Below are 14,183 nucleotides of genomic sequence, written 5' to 3' on the forward strand. Positions count from 1 at the left end.
TGTTTCCTTATTCTTTACTATTTAAAACCTTTTAAACCTCAAAGATTGGTGTGGCTTCTTGTGGATCCGTATCATGCAGTTCAACGTGGCTGCCTACTTCAAAACCACGCTCATCTAATATATTCTTCACAGACATATGGGCAAGATCTTTCATATTGTTGTCCAGACTCAAATGCGCAAGGTAAATTCTTTTCGTCTGGTCCGTAATGATATCAGTAAGGGCGAGAGCGCAATCCTCATTGGAAACGTGACCGGAGTCCCCTAATATTCGTCGTTTCACGTTCCATGGATACCGTCCCATACGAAGCATACTTACATCATGGTTTGATTCAAAGATGTAGGCGTCCGCCCCTTCTATTGTCTTTTTAATCCGTTCAGAAACGTATCCAAGATCAGTGACGAGGGCAACCTTTTTTCCGTCTTTATGAAACGTATAGAACATGGGGTCTGCCGCGTCATGGGAAACGGCAAAGGATTCCACATCCATTCCCCCGAAGGCCTTCGTCTCCTCCATAGAAAAATGGAACTTCTGATCGATGGAAAGCTTACCAATTTGGCCTTCCATCGCATTCCATGTTTTTTCGTTGGCGTATATAGGCAGGTTATAGCGCCTCGCCATGATCCCAAGACCTTTGATGTGATCACTATGCTCGTGAGTGACCAGGATCCGTGATAAAGAGTGTGGGTCGATGTTGACCTGATCAAGCAAGCCTTCCATTTTCTTACCACTTAATCCTGCATCCACTAATATTCTCTCATCTCCCGATTCAATATAGAATGCGTTCCCCGTACTGCCAGAAGCAAGTACACTAAATCTCATGCTCATTCCATACACTCCATCTAATTGATTTCTCTATTTTCACTTACTGCTGTTTGGTCTTCTCCTGCACTTTTCAATCCGAATTCTCGTTTAACATCCGATATAAATGATTCTTCATTAATATACTCGATGATGGTCCCATCCAAGGTATAGAGGAAATGATTGCGGTCTCCATTGACCGTCACTTTCCAAGTCGACGCAAACACCTGCGTCTCGTTTTCTTCTCCAGCAGGTAGGCTGTAACTCGTATGGTAGCCAATATCCATCGATGTAATTTCATCTCCAGGCTGAATCAGCCCGTTATTAAATAGAATCCGAATCGCACTTAACGGTTCGATATTGACTTCCGTGTTACTAGAGGGACCTGAGCCCGAGTATTCCCCATCTTCAAATGAGAGCAAGGTCGCAATATATCCTGTAATTTCACCATCTACGATATTCATTAACAAATATCCATTATTGTTGAAATAAACCGTTTTATTGTTTTTCGCCTGAAAGAAGAGAGCCGCTCCCTCTTCTTCGTTCCAGCCCCAGTAGGAATAGAGAGAAGCAAAAGGGACGAGATCCGCAACGACACTCTGCATCGTATCTTCTGTTACTTCTACAGGTTCATCCAAAGTGACTTGTAAAACCTGACCATCTTCTTTAAACTCAATCTCTTGATCACTCTCATCCATATCTTCAATCTGGCTCATGACATCATCAGGAAGCGTATGTGTACTCTCAGATTCAATCGGAGTAACCTCAGGCAAATCCTCAGGAATCGCATCATCCGCAATGGAAATGTCATTGGCTTCCAGTTCGGTTTCAATACTTTCAGCAACGGTGGAAATCTGCCCCAATTCATCCTCCGCTTGCTTGCCTAACAATTGCTGCAGCAGGAAGAGGTCGAGGATTAAAAAGCTGATAATAAATAATGTTTTAATTTGCCCCCACTGCATGTTTTGCCTCCTCGTTATGATACCTCTGCATTTTGGGACCTTTCTTCTGGATAAACTTTCGTCCACCCACTATTCGTCAACATGTACCATTCAGGAATCAAGCTGTACACCAAGTCATTCCTTTGTTCTTCAAGCGTGTACATAATCGCCAGATCTTTAATCCTGGATGTTTCCAATTCGCCCCCTCGTTGAAGATCCAAAAGGACGTCCACACCAGATAAAAGGTTTGTTTCACTTTCATTGATGCTGCTGTATTGGACGAGCGGGCGGTCATATTCCTGAATTTGACCTTGTTGATAGCTTAATTGGACGCTTGCTAACTTATACGTTTCAACATTCTCAAGGACAGGACGGTCATTAAAGTAGAGACGATAACGAACTTCATCCCGACCACTCAAGATCGAGTTCAAACGAAAGTCATCCGTCCAACCCATATGACTATTGATATCCTCCATACTTTGGACAAACAACTCATATTCCGTCAAGTTCTTCTGGTTTGCTGAGTTGGGAATCGTTAAATCGTATTCCATTCTCTTATCAAACTGCGTCAAACGTCGTTGGAATGTTTTTGTGATGTTTTCGCCACTATTCGTTCGTGATTTAAACACTCGTGTATTAGAAGGAAAAATGTCATTTTGAATCGGCTTCACGTTTACAGCCCCTGTTTGCAGGACATATTCCGATATACTTACAGGGTTTTTAGGTACGTAAATGTGGGAAGCATTCGTTCCATCCTCAGGATCAATCTGCAGGACATCCGCTACACGCGACATTTCTACCAATTCTTCTTTATTATCGAGTTCTTGGATTGCACGCTCTCCAGAAGCTGCACTAATATCTGCCTGAAGCGTGATTTCACTTCCCTCATCGTCACTATTCACAAACCATAAAGCATAAGAAGCACTGGAAGCAGCACTTCCTTCTTGGGAATGACTCAATAAGAATATTCGATTAAAGTTGGCCTGCAGTCCCTCCATTGGGAGACCTTCATTCACTTGAAAAAGATCACCGATGACCTGGATTGGCAGACGAGCAGGAAAAATAACCTCAACAATTTTGCTATGGCTATCAATATTGATCATTCTCGGGTTCGTATTAAGATTGGATAGGTTCCACTGCTGCATCTTTTGTTGGTAAAAAGCTGTTAAATCAATGTTATCTTTGAATGTAAAATAAGAATTTTGTTCATGAAAAACAACTTCATCCGGAGGGACCAGGTTGGGAATCGTACGCTCTGATCCTATATCTTCTAATTTTGTATCTTCAATGAACACATCATCTTCTAACGGTTCATTCACGGGCTGATACGTCCAAAGAGCTACCGTCAAAACTAGGCTGAAGGCGATGAGAATAACCAAAATAACGGACTTCATGGTTTCTTTTTTCATGACTGTCCCCTCCGCTTCTGACTCATGAGCGGCAATGTAAAGTGGACAGTCGTGCCCTTACCTTCACGACTTTCCGCCCATATTTTTCCGTGATGAGCTTCAATCATTTCCCGGGCAATAGCAAGGCCCAGTCCGGTTCCTCCCATTTCTCTGGCACGGGACTTATCGACACGATAAAAGCGATCAAAGATTTTATCGACGGTGTCCGGAGGCATACCTATTCCTTCATCTGTAATACTTACCCGCAGCTGTTTCTTCGTTGAATGAGCGTTAAACCGTATGCTTCCACCTTCTGGGGAATATTTGATGGCATTGGAAATGACGTTATCAAGCACTTGAGTAATCTTATCTTTATCCATCCACACATACATGTTCTTATTCGACAAATTGCGAACGAACTCTACATTTTCATTTTTGTTCATTTCAAAGCGTTCGATGACATGATCGAAAAAGCTGACAAACTCCACGCGCTCTTTCATCAGGCTTGTTTCTTTATGATCCATTTTCGTCAACTGCAATAGATCATTCACTAAACGAATCATTCGGTCCGTCTCATTTTGGGTCACATCAAGGAATCTTGGTGCAATATCCGGGTCCTGCCACGCCCCATCATTCAATGCCTCTATATAACTCCGCATTGTCGTCAACGGTGTGCGCAGTTCGTGCGATACGTTTGAAACAAACTCTCGTCTTTCTTTCTCTACCCGTTGTTGTTCGGTTACATCACTGATGACTGTAATAAAACCATTCATGTCATGGTTTTCATCTTCAACTACGGAAAAGTTGGCTTTAAGAAGAAGATGGTTATCATCACTGCTTAAATCGATGATCATAGACCCTGCTTCTTCCACCTCTGATATGTTTTCAACCTGATCACTCAAATCAAGAACATCTACAAGAGACTGCCCCTGGACGTCCTCGAATGTCTGTCCAATTAATCTTGAGGCCGGAGCATTCATAAGTGTGATCGCACCAAGTCGGTCTGTCGCAATGACACCATCCGACATATTAGAAAGCACAGAGCTCAATTTCCGGCGCTCGCCTTCTGTCGTTGCTGTGGCCAGTTTTAATTTATCATTCAAATCATTGAACGTATGGCCTAACTGTCCAATTTCGTCGTTTCCTTTCACATCGACCTTCTGGGAAAAGTCTCCTGTCGCCATGACTTGCGCTTGTCTTTTCATTTCCGTCAGCGGCTTTGTGATGGTCCTCGCCACCAATATTCCGAGCAAGGCCGTGACCGTGATGGCTAAGACCGTCCCTTTGGCGAAAATACTGATGATTTCTCCGAGTTGTTCGTAGATATCATTCATATATACTTCATAATAAAGAGCCCCGACAATCTCGTCCCCGGACTCATCCGTAATTGGATTTGTCCCGCGGAACATACGGTTGTTGGTTCCTTCCTCTCGGCGTGGTTCCGGTTCTGTAGCCTCTCCGAATAAGAACACCTTCGTAATGGCAGTATCCGTCACTTTTTTTCCGATCGGGGACTGGTCGCTCGTCGTCGTGGCTGCAAGTACTTTCTGGTTATTATCAACAACCATGAGTTTTCCGATATCTGTGTTATCATCACTAAAATCATTAATGAGGCTTTGAAGGTCCGCATTCAAAGGTAGGGCATCTTCTCCCCGGTCTGTATTGAACGCATTTTGTAAGCTGTAGGTGAGAGAATTTAACTGCCCTTCGATTGAATTCGTAAAGTTGGTTTCCAACTGCTCTTCCAATCGATCGACAAAATAGACACCAATGACTTGGATGCCCAATAACAATAACAAAATATATACAAGAATCAGCTTCAGCCTAACAGACTGAAAGAAGCCCACTTCTTTCATAAAGGCGTTACTCCTGCTCTGGGTTTCTCAAATAATACCCAACCCCGCGACGGGTAACAATCCACATTGGGTTACTAGGGTTCTCTTCAATTTTTTCACGCAGGCGTCTGACCGTTACGTCGACGGTACGAACGTCACCATAATAGTCATAGCCCCACACCGTTTCAAGCAAATGCTCACGAGTCATGACCTGTCCGATATGTCGGGCAAGATAGTGAAGAAGTTCAAACTCACGATGAGTCAATTCAATATGATTTCCGTCACGAGTCACCGTATATGCATCCGGGTGAATCGCCAGACGGCCGATTTCAATATCCTTCGTTTGCTGAGCACTGTCTTCAGGCTCCTGTTGTTGACGACGCAGATTTGCCTTCACCCTTGCAATCAGTTCACGATTACTGAAAGGCTTAGTTACATAATCGTCCGCACCCATTTCGAGTCCAAGGACTTTATCAATCTCTGCATCCTTGGCAGTCAACATAATGATTGGCATATTATGACGCTTCCTGACCTCACGGCAGACTTCATTGCCGTCTTTGTTTGGCAGCATAATATCAAGGAGAATCAGTTCTGGCTCTTCCGCATCGGCTTTTGCAATCGCCTCATCACCGTCATATGCACATACGACTTCATAACCTTCTTTTTCTAAGTTGAATTTCAATATATCCGCAATTGGTTTCTCGTCATCGACCACTAAAATTTTTTGTGCCATATTCCTTCACATCCTTTTCCTCGTCATCTTTTCTATCTTTTCATTTTAACTTATTTAATGGTAAATGTCTTATTTCACCATAAACCTCTCTCGAAATCAGCCGTTTCACCTATAATTCTTATCATGCTTATTTCTTACTCTTCCTATTAAAAACAAATCCAACGATTACCAGTTTTAAAACACTCATTGTGAGGAATGTGGCGAATAGTGAATAAAAATGAGTGTTATGTCTAAAACCCAATTCAAGTGTCGTCATCCCAAGACTGATAAAAAAACCGCTATGATTAAATCATAGCGGTCAGGCTCAAGGGGATACATGAGATAGAGGGTTTTCGAGTGAACCTTCTTTATGGATTTCAAAATGAAGATGGACCCCTGTGGATCGTCCTGTTGTTCCCATATCCCCTAGTTTTTCCCCTTTTCTAACGGTTTGACCTTGTTCGACATCGATGGAGGAGAGGTGAGCGTAGATTGTCTCATATCCATTTCCGTGATCAATAACGACCTTATTCCCAAAACTATTCCGGTATCCGACTTCGACCACTTTTCCATTATCAGCGGCTTTAATCGTTTTATCGGAAACACCAGCAATGTCGATGCCTTTATGGTAACGTCCCCAGCGTTCTCCCTGCTTACTCGTAATGACACCGCCGACAGCCGGCCAAATAAAATCACCGGTACCTCTAGAAGGAACTCTCTTTGTTCCTTGAAGGACAATCTTCTTTATCGGTTCTTTCACGACATTTTTTTCAATCGTCTCTTCTTTGATTTCTTCACCATTCCTGTACGTTCGTTGGACCAATAGCTCCCTTTTTCCATTTTCCCCTGACTGCTTCACTTCAGATTCACCTTTATACAGTTCATCTGTCATCTTTATTTCTACTTTATGAGGAATCTTTTCTTCCTTACGCTCTTTCTCAATGACTACCACATCTACAAGTGGCTTCTTTGATTTTGCCATCATCCCTATAAAGGATGCGTTTTGAGAAGGATCGCTTGGATAAGGTTGGCCTTCTTTAATCCTGGACACAGCTTCGTCCACTGTATGGACCTGTGATAGTTCGACCTGATCTTTTTCCATAGTGACGGGAGCCGATAAACCGACATCCATCACCTTCGTTTCTTCCACATCCGGCAGCTCAGAAGATCCTTTTTCTAATCTCTGGAGATCATCTTCCCCGACATATTCTTTTTTCACAGATGATATGACTTCTTCTGCTGCAACTTCGTTTGGAAGGTGAGCGATCGGTTCTCCGTTGATGTAAAGACGTACAATATCCGTAGCAAAGGTTAATTCGTCCTGTAGAGAATCCATGACTTCCGAGGATTCATCTTTAACAGACAAAACTTTCTGCTCCTTGAACGTGACGTCTTCCATATAAGAGAGGCTCAAATCTTCATGAGTTTCTTCAACCTTCTCCAAACGTTCTCGTAATTCCGATTTTATTTCTGCTTGATTTTCTATCATTCCTACATGTTGATCATCTATATAAACGTGATAAACCGACGGCAGTGAACTTTCGGCATAGGCCGTTCCTACACCTACACTTACGACGGAAATTGCTATGACAGCTAGTTTCTTCCACATGATATTGCTCCTCCTGATGCACCTGTCTAAACTTTCCCTAAGTTAATCTATCATAGAGAAGAATTATAAGAAATAGATATTCTCATATGTAAAAAAGATATAATATTCTTACCAAAATTACGAAGGAATAGTCATATTTTCATACTGAATTGTTTATTATAATAAACATTTATTACATATAATCTTCCTAATCTTGAAAACTTTGTTTTTAGACGTGTGTGTGACCCAAAAGAGTTGGGGAAAGAAGCCTGTACCTAGTACCCCTGGTTTCAATGGACATACCCTATCATTGAATAAGTTGAATAAAAACTCCGTACATTTTCATAAAAGAATACAAAAAAAGCTTACGGAGATTTTCCGCAAGCTTTATTGAGAGTGGCTCGGGACGGAATCGAACCGCCGACACACGGATTTTCAGTCCGTTGCTCTACCGACTGAGCTACCGAGCCATATACAGTATTAAGTTCAAATGTTGCTTTTGCTCCTCGCAAATCCTCCAAAGAAAGTAATTCGCTGGAGTTTACGGCTTATCTACCGACTAAGCTAACGAGCCCATGTAAGGTATTATATTTATTAGCCCATTCGACTTTTTAACCTAATGAGCACAGCACGTTACGTGTGTATTCGACTACCTCAAATGGTATAATGTAAGTGGCGGTCCGGACGGGACTCGAACCCGCGACCTCCTGCGTGACAGGCAGGCATTCTAACCAACTGAACTACCGGACCACATAGCTTGTTTACCGCAACGATAACTATCTTACCACACAGGATAAACGTAAGCAATAGTCATTTTACTAGAAATATAGATTTTTACTTGAATGTTGTCCATTAAAAAGAAAGGAGGGGTTATTTGAAAAAGGTTTTTCGCTACACGATTTTCGTTCTTATCCTATTCTTTGTCTCTTTTATTGGATTTTTAAAACTAAACCCACCGCTCACCCATGGGTCCATCGGTACAACAGAAGATAAGCAAACCGTTATCGTCGCATTAGGAAATAAAAGTATGCTTGGAAACATCCAAATTACAGATGTGTCGATCAATAACAACCAACGTCCCAAGAACATTAAGATGCAAATCAGTGATACTGAAAAAGGGTTCATGATCACCGATACATATGCGCTTGTTGAAGATGCGTATGCGTTCAATGATTATGAAACCATTCCACTCGCCCCGGAAACTTCGCCGCTTGCCACTAAAGCTATGGCTGCGTCACACGATGCCTCACCAACGACGATCTACGGATTAAGCATCACTGAAGAATCCTCGATTGATAGTATTAAATTGACATATCGTTATTTTGGACTCATTTTCTTTAAAACGATCCAAGTATAAAAGACGCGCCTCGAGAGGCGCGTCTTTTATTTCTGCTGCATTTCCCTCAATAAAGTTGCAGGGTCTTTGGCATCTATGAAAAGGTTACGGTTATCTCTAGGTACAAACCCTGCTTTTATGGCATGTTCAATGAGCTGAACGAGCGGGGTATAGTATTCCGCGATGTTGAATAGGGCGAGTGGTTTCGTATGAAGACCGATTTGAGCCCAGCTGACCGTTTCAAAAAGCTCTTCAAATGTACCGAAGCCTCCAGGGAGGGCAATGAAACCATCTGCAAGCTCGCTCATCTTTGCTTTTCTTTCATGCATCGAGTCAACCTCAATCATTGCAGTTAGGTTCGGGTGTACGATTTCTTTTTCAAAAAGGTGGCTCGGCATAATACCCGTCACTTTTCCCCCATTGTCTAATACCTGGTCAGCCAACACCCCCATCAAACCGCTTTTAGCACCGCCGTATACCAGCTCAATATTCTTTTCTGCCAACCCTTTCCCTAATGCTTTCGTTTTTTCTATGTAAACCGGGTCATTTCCCGTTGCCGACCCAGCAAAAACACAAATGCGTTTCACGTGAAACACTCCTTTTCTTGTTCTTTTATGTAAAGTTTACCCTAACTTCCGATTACGACCTATATCCACCTGAATATTTATGAAAAAAAGCCTGGCTGAGTAAGCCAGACTTTCAGTTTATTCACTATAAACGCTACGGACAACATTCGTTTGTGCACGGTCAGGACCAACAGAGAAAATAGACAACGGAATGCCTGTCAGTTGGGATACACGCTCAATATAATGACGAGCGTTCTCAGGAAGATCGTTCAGTGTTTTAGCATCTGTAATGTCTTCCGTCCAGCCTGGCATTTCCTCATAAACAGGCTCACATTCTGCAAGAACTTTCAAGCTTGCCGGGAACTCTTCAATGATTTCCCCTTTGTACTTGTAAGCCGTACAGATTTTCAATGTTTTGATGCCTGTCAGTACATCAATAGAGTTCAATGAAAGATCAGTAATCCCACTTACACGGCGGGCGTGACGGACCACGACACTATCAAACCAACCCACACGCCTTGGACGTCCTGTTGTTGTTCCATATTCGCGGCCTACTTCACGGATTTGATCTCCGACTTCATTCTCAAGCTCTGTCGGGAAAGGTCCATCTCCAACACGGGTCGTGTAAGCCTTTGAAACACCGACGACGTGTTTGATTTTCGATGGTCCCACACCAGAACCAATCGTTACTCCACCCGCAATCGGGTTAGAAGAAGTAACGAAAGGATACGTCCCCTGATCGATATCGAGCATTACACCCTGGGCACCTTCAAAAAGAACACGACGACCTTCATCCAACCCATCGTTCAAAACGACAGATGTATCGCACACGTAGGAAGCGATCTGTTGGCCATAGTCATAGTATTCATCAAGAATATCTTCCACCGCGAACGGTTCTGTTTCATACACTTTTTCAAAAAGACGGTTCTTCTCAGCAAGGTTCTGCTCGAGCTTTTCGCGGAAGCTTTCCTTATCAAGCAAATCAGCAATACGGATGCCTGTACGAGCGGCTTTATCCATATAAGCAGGACCGATTCCTTTTTTGGTTGTTCCGATCTTATTCGCGCCCTTTTCTTCTTCTTGCAGCGCATCTAATTTCAAGTGATATGGAAGAATAACATGAGCACGGTTGCTGATCCTCAGGTTGTCAGTGGATACCCCTTTATCATGTAAGTATTTCAATTCTTCAAGCAGCGCTTTCGGATCAATCACCATTCCGTTTCCAAGCACACATGTTTTATTATCAAAAAAGATCCCTGAAGGAATCAAGTGAAGTTTATAGGTTACTCCATCGAATTTAATCGTATGTCCTGCATTGTTCCCGCCCTGATAACGAGCGACAACTTCAGCATTTTGTGATAGAAAATCAGTAATCTTGCCTTTTCCTTCGTCCCCCCACTGGGTTCCGACTACAACTACAGAAGACATAAGGCACCTCCGCCAAAAATTTGTTAAATATCTAATCCATCGTCAGTTTACCAATTTACACCTAGTAAGTCAACGCTAAAACCGAACATTAAATTATAATTACATTATTATTGTTCGATTATAAACCCGTGAGATGATCCACTATCTGTTGGCTCATCAAGACATTGAATACTTTATTTTTATCATAGAATCGATATATTAACTAATAATTTCAACAAAACTTAAAATAACTTATTTTTAATTGATTTTAATTAAACAATTACTTATAATCACTTATAAGAGCTGAAAACGGAAGGAGGATTCAATGTATCAGGAAGAACGTCTGATTGGAATCTTGCAATTTCTAAAAGAAAATCGCAGGGTTTCCATTGATCAACTATGTGAGATGTTTGATATATCAAGAGATACAGCACGGCGGGATTTAGTAAAGTTGGAGGAACGAAAAGCGATTGTACGTACACGCGGTGGTGCCATCCTCCCACGTACAAATCCTGCCATTCAAGATTATTCTCATCGATTAAAAACCGTTTCTTTTGAAAAACAGCAGATCGGTAGAAAAGCATCTTCTTTTATCCGACCAGGAGACAAAATCATTTTGGATACGTCAACAACGGTTCAGGCATGTGCGAATCAAATTCGGCCCATGGATATCACGGTAATCACCAATTCCATTCACCAGGCGGAAATATTATCGAATGTTGAGAGCGTGTCTATCCAACTGCTTGGCGGTTTCCTTCAAAAAGAGCACCAGTTCCTTTACGGCGCCTCGGTCATCGAGCGTTTAAGGAGCTATCATGTGGACCAGGCGTTTATCGGCGTGGTGGGAATTTCTGAAACGGGACTTTCCATTGCCCATGAGGAAGACGGCATGGTCAAACGGAACATGATCAAACAGGCAGAACAAGTGATTGTTCTTGCGGACCATACGAAATTCGGGGTGACCGAGTTCTTCACTTTCGCAGAACTTGGAGATGTAGATGTTATTATCACAGACCAACTTCCTGATGAAGAATTCCAACAAATCTTGCACGAGCATAATGTGGACTTGATTGTTACCGAAGAGGAGAGAACGGATTTATGGACATGATTGCCATTGATTTAGACGGGACACTGTTAAATTCGCGGAATGAAATCAGCCAAAAGAATATTCAGGCTATTCAGCGTGCACAGTCGGAGGGAGTTGAGGTAGTCATTGCGACAGGAAGGGCATCCTTCGATGTCCGAAACCTATTTTCGGGTCTTAACCTTAAAACATGGACGATTGCTGCCAATGGAGCTACGATTCATCACCCGGACGGTTCCCTTTTTTCATCTATACCTATGGAAAAAGAAGATGTCTCTGACATACTAGAATGGCTTGAAACAGAAGGTTTCTACTATGAAGCGATTGACGATGACGTGATTTTATCTCCGCAAAATGGGCGTGAGATTATGAACATTGAGCTCGACCGGATCCGCAGCGCCAACCCGGAAGCGGATTTGTCCAGGCTTGAAAAAGCAGCCGAAAAGCAATTCAGTCAGTCTGTTTTTTTGCATATAGACTCCTACAAAGAAATTCTCCATAAGGAAAGGGACGTGTACAACATTCTCGCCTTCTCCTTTGACGAAGAAAAGCGATTAAAAGGTTGGCAAAGATTTAAAGACCACCCTAACTTGACTCTTGTGAGCTCTGCCGATCATAACTTCGAAATGGAACATAGGCTGGCTTCTAAAGGAAATGCCGTCCTCCAATTGGCTCAACAATTGAATCGATCAATACAAAGAACAGCGGTCATTGGAGACAGCTTCAACGATTTATCTATGATAAACACGGCAGGTTACAGTGCTGCGATGGGGAATGCAAAGGATGAAGTGAAAAAGGCCAGCAGCTTCCTTACGAAAACGAATGATGAAGATGGCGTCGCTTATGCGATCGACCACTTCTTAACTCATTAGGATCATCCTATCCCCAGCGTGACTTTTTTGGGAGGCGTGATGGGGATGATGATATAGATGGCTTCTTTGAAGCTAATTAAAAAAGACGCCCGGACAAAATGTCTCGGGCGTCTTCCTTGTCTACGCCGGTGGTACATCGGCATCAGAATATCGATGATCCAAGTCGACGAACTTATTGTATTCTTTTACAAAGGCTAGAGAGACCGTTCCCACCGGACCATTACGTTGTTTAGCAAGGATAATTTCAATGATGTTCTGGTTTTCCGATTCCTGGTCATAGTAATCATCACGGTAGAGGAAGCCAACAATATCGGCGTCCTGCTCAATCGATCCGGACTCACGCAAGTCAGACATCATTGGGCGTTTATCCTGTCTTGATTCAACCCCACGGGAGAGCTGAGATAGAGCAATCAAAGGAACATTAAGCTCACGAGCCAATCCTTTTAAGGAACGTGAAATTTCCGATACTTCCTGTTGACGGTTTTCCTTGGAGTTGGCACTTCCCTGAATCAACTGCAAATAGTCAATCAGAATCATGCCAAGTCCGTGCTCCTGTTTAAGACGACGGCACTTGGAACGGATTTCACTGACGCGAATTCCGGGTGTATCGTCAATATATATCCCAGCATTGGATAAACTTCCCATGGCCATCGTTAGTTTGTTCCAATCCTCTGTTTCCATCTGCCCTGTACGGAGACGCTGGGCATCGATGTTTCCTTCCGCACAGATCATACGGGAGACCAGTTGATCAGCCCCCATCTCCAAACTGAAGATCGCCACATTCTCATCAGTATGGACCGCTACGTTCTGCGCAATATTCAAAGCAAACGCGGTCTTACCCATGGACGGACGGGCGGCAATGATAATCAAATCATTCCGTTGGAAACCAGAGGTGATATGATCGAGATCACGATACCCTGTTGGAATACCTGTCGTACTTCCGTCATTATGGTGCAACTGTTCGATGTTGTCATAAACATCAATCAGTACGTCCTTAATGCTTTTAAAGGCACTGGAATTTTTCCTTTGGGATACCTCGAGAATATCTTTTTCTGCGGCGTTCAAGACATCCTCCAAGTCCTCTTCTTCGGAATAGCCCGTTGTTACGATATTCGTCGCCGTACGGATCAAACTTCTAAGGGTCGATTTTTCACTCACAATGCTCGTGTAGTACTGGATATTCGCAGCTGTCGGCACAGAGTTTGCAATATCTGTCAGATATGAGACCCCTCCGACTTCCTCGAGCACCTGATTGTTGGAAAGAGCTGCCGTTACGGTCACGAGATCAATCGGCTCTCCCTTATCTGAGAGCGAAAGCATCACTTCGAAAATTCGCTGGTGGCCCGCCCGGTAGAAATCTTCAGGAAGAAGATACTCAGCAGCTGTCGACATCGCTTCTGGTTCTAAAAAGACCGCACCGAGGACCGCCTGTTCTGCTTCTATATTATGGGGCGGGGTACGATCGTTCCACATTTCACTCACTGTTGTTCCTCCTCTGAATCTAAAGCACGGATGGCCCGTCCGTCACAAACAACCACACGTTGTACGGTTATTTTATACATCCTTCCTATTCGTTATGAATAAGAGGGACGTGAGCCAGCAACACAAAACAGAAGCGCCCAATAGCTCCAGTAAAATGGATTGGGCGCTTGATC

12 protein-coding genes and 2 tRNA genes are annotated in these 14,183 nt (G+C 43.1%); 3 read left to right on the plus strand and 11 right to left on the minus strand.

From position 1 onward, the window contains the following. Window positions 1-31: 31 nt before the first annotated feature. The 8 genes from ACXACN_RS14680 to ACXACN_RS14715 all read right to left on the minus strand — a co-directional run bounded on the left by ACXACN_RS14680 (window position 32) and on the right by ACXACN_RS14715 (window position 8,013). Window positions 32-826, minus strand: coding sequence for an MBL fold metallo-hydrolase (locus ACXACN_RS14680; protein WP_474965473.1), 795 nt, complete (start codon window positions 824-826; stop codon window positions 32-34). A 14-nt stretch (window positions 827-840) separates the two neighbouring features. Further along, window positions 841-1,761, minus strand: coding sequence for a two-component system regulatory protein YycI (gene yycI / locus ACXACN_RS14685; RefSeq protein ID WP_474965475.1), 921 nt, complete (start codon window positions 1,759-1,761; stop codon window positions 841-843). Window positions 1,762-1,775: 14 nt separating this feature from the next. Further along, a complete protein-coding gene (locus ACXACN_RS14690; protein WP_474965476.1) occupies window positions 1,776-3,149 on the minus strand; it encodes a YycH family regulatory protein in 1,374 nt (457 codons plus the stop codon). Next, window positions 3,146-4,984: a cell wall metabolism sensor histidine kinase WalK gene (gene walK, locus ACXACN_RS14695; RefSeq protein ID WP_474965478.1), complete on the minus strand. Its 1,839-nt coding sequence runs from the start codon at window positions 4,982-4,984 to the stop codon at window positions 3,146-3,148. The genes ACXACN_RS14690 and walK overlap by 4 nt, the downstream gene beginning before the upstream one ends. 7 nt (window positions 4,985-4,991) lie before the next feature. Further along, window positions 4,992-5,696 carry a response regulator YycF gene (gene yycF, locus ACXACN_RS14700; RefSeq protein ID WP_160910528.1) on the minus strand — a complete coding sequence of 235 codons (705 nt, stop codon included), beginning with the start codon at window positions 5,694-5,696 and terminating at the stop codon, window positions 4,992-4,994. A gap of 304 nt (window positions 5,697-6,000) precedes the next feature. Further along, the gene (locus ACXACN_RS14705; protein ID WP_474965479.1) at window positions 6,001-7,284 is read right to left on the minus strand and encodes a M23 family metallopeptidase; all 1,284 of its coding nucleotides are present in this window, start codon (window positions 7,282-7,284) and stop codon (window positions 6,001-6,003) included. Window positions 7,285-7,660: 376 nt separating this feature from the next. Next, a tRNA-Phe gene (locus ACXACN_RS14710) sits at window positions 7,661-7,733 on the minus strand. Between the two features lie 203 nt (window positions 7,734-7,936). Continuing rightward, window positions 7,937-8,013: transfer RNA gene (locus ACXACN_RS14715), tRNA-Asp, on the minus strand. 124 nt (window positions 8,014-8,137) lie between these two features. On the opposite strand from ACXACN_RS14715, the gene ACXACN_RS14720 reads away from it, so the two are divergent. Further along, window positions 8,138-8,620, plus strand: a complete 483-nt coding sequence (locus ACXACN_RS14720; protein ID WP_474965480.1) for a hypothetical protein — start codon at window positions 8,138-8,140, stop codon at window positions 8,618-8,620. Between the two features lie 26 nt (window positions 8,621-8,646). On the opposite strand, the gene ACXACN_RS14725 is transcribed toward ACXACN_RS14720, so the two are convergent. Both ACXACN_RS14725 and ACXACN_RS14730 read right to left on the minus strand, forming a co-directional pair. Beyond that, a complete protein-coding gene (locus ACXACN_RS14725) occupies window positions 8,647-9,186 on the minus strand; it encodes an LOG family protein (RefSeq protein WP_474965482.1) in 540 nt (179 codons plus the stop codon). A 117-nt stretch (window positions 9,187-9,303) separates the two neighbouring features. After that, complete coding sequence (locus ACXACN_RS14730; RefSeq protein ID WP_474965483.1) at window positions 9,304-10,593, minus strand: adenylosuccinate synthase; 1,290 nt, start codon at window positions 10,591-10,593, stop codon at window positions 9,304-9,306. A gap of 304 nt (window positions 10,594-10,897) precedes the next feature. On the opposite strand from ACXACN_RS14730, the gene ACXACN_RS14735 reads away from it, so the two are divergent. Both ACXACN_RS14735 and ACXACN_RS14740 read left to right on the plus strand, forming a co-directional pair. Further along, window positions 10,898-11,680 carry a DeoR/GlpR family DNA-binding transcription regulator gene (locus ACXACN_RS14735; RefSeq protein WP_474965485.1) on the plus strand — a complete coding sequence of 261 codons (783 nt, stop codon included), beginning with the start codon at window positions 10,898-10,900 and terminating at the stop codon, window positions 11,678-11,680. Next, window positions 11,671-12,528 (plus strand): Cof-type HAD-IIB family hydrolase, encoded by an 858-nt coding sequence (locus ACXACN_RS14740; RefSeq protein ID WP_474965487.1) that lies wholly within the window; start codon window positions 11,671-11,673, stop codon window positions 12,526-12,528. The genes ACXACN_RS14735 and ACXACN_RS14740 overlap by 10 nt, the downstream gene beginning before the upstream one ends. A gap of 120 nt (window positions 12,529-12,648) precedes the next feature. On the opposite strand, the gene dnaB is transcribed toward ACXACN_RS14740, so the two are convergent. Then, window positions 12,649-14,010 (minus strand): replicative DNA helicase, encoded by a 1,362-nt coding sequence (dnaB, locus tag ACXACN_RS14745; RefSeq protein ID WP_474965489.1) that lies wholly within the window; start codon window positions 14,008-14,010, stop codon window positions 12,649-12,651. Window positions 14,011-14,183 lie beyond the last annotated feature (173 nt).

It is taken from the genome of Halobacillus sp. AWM4_238, assembly GCF_056158265.1.

Coding starts and splice junctions, on each gene's coding strand:
- ACXACN_RS14680 (WP_474965473.1), bottom strand. CDS start 826: ATGAGCATGAGATTTAGTGTACTTGCTTCTGGCAGTACGGGGAACGCA.
- yycI (WP_474965475.1), bottom strand. CDS start 1,761: ATGCAGTGGGGGCAAATTAAAACATTATTTATTATCAGCTTTTTAATC.
- ACXACN_RS14690 (WP_474965476.1), bottom strand. CDS start 3,149: ATGAAAAAAGAAACCATGAAGTCCGTTATTTTGGTTATTCTCATCGCC.
- walK (WP_474965478.1), bottom strand. CDS start 4,984: ATGAAAGAAGTGGGCTTCTTTCAGTCTGTTAGGCTGAAGCTGATTCTT.
- yycF (WP_160910528.1), bottom strand. CDS start 5,696: ATGGCACAAAAAATTTTAGTGGTCGATGACGAGAAACCAATTGCGGAT.
- ACXACN_RS14705 (WP_474965479.1), bottom strand. CDS start 7,284: ATGTGGAAGAAACTAGCTGTCATAGCAATTTCCGTCGTAAGTGTAGGT.
- ACXACN_RS14730 (WP_474965483.1), bottom strand. CDS start 10,593: ATGTCTTCTGTAGTTGTAGTCGGAACCCAGTGGGGGGACGAAGGAAAA.
- ACXACN_RS14735 (WP_474965485.1), top strand. CDS start 10,898: ATGTATCAGGAAGAACGTCTGATTGGAATCTTGCAATTTCTAAAAGAA.
- ACXACN_RS14740 (WP_474965487.1), top strand. CDS start 11,671: ATGGACATGATTGCCATTGATTTAGACGGGACACTGTTAAATTCGCGG.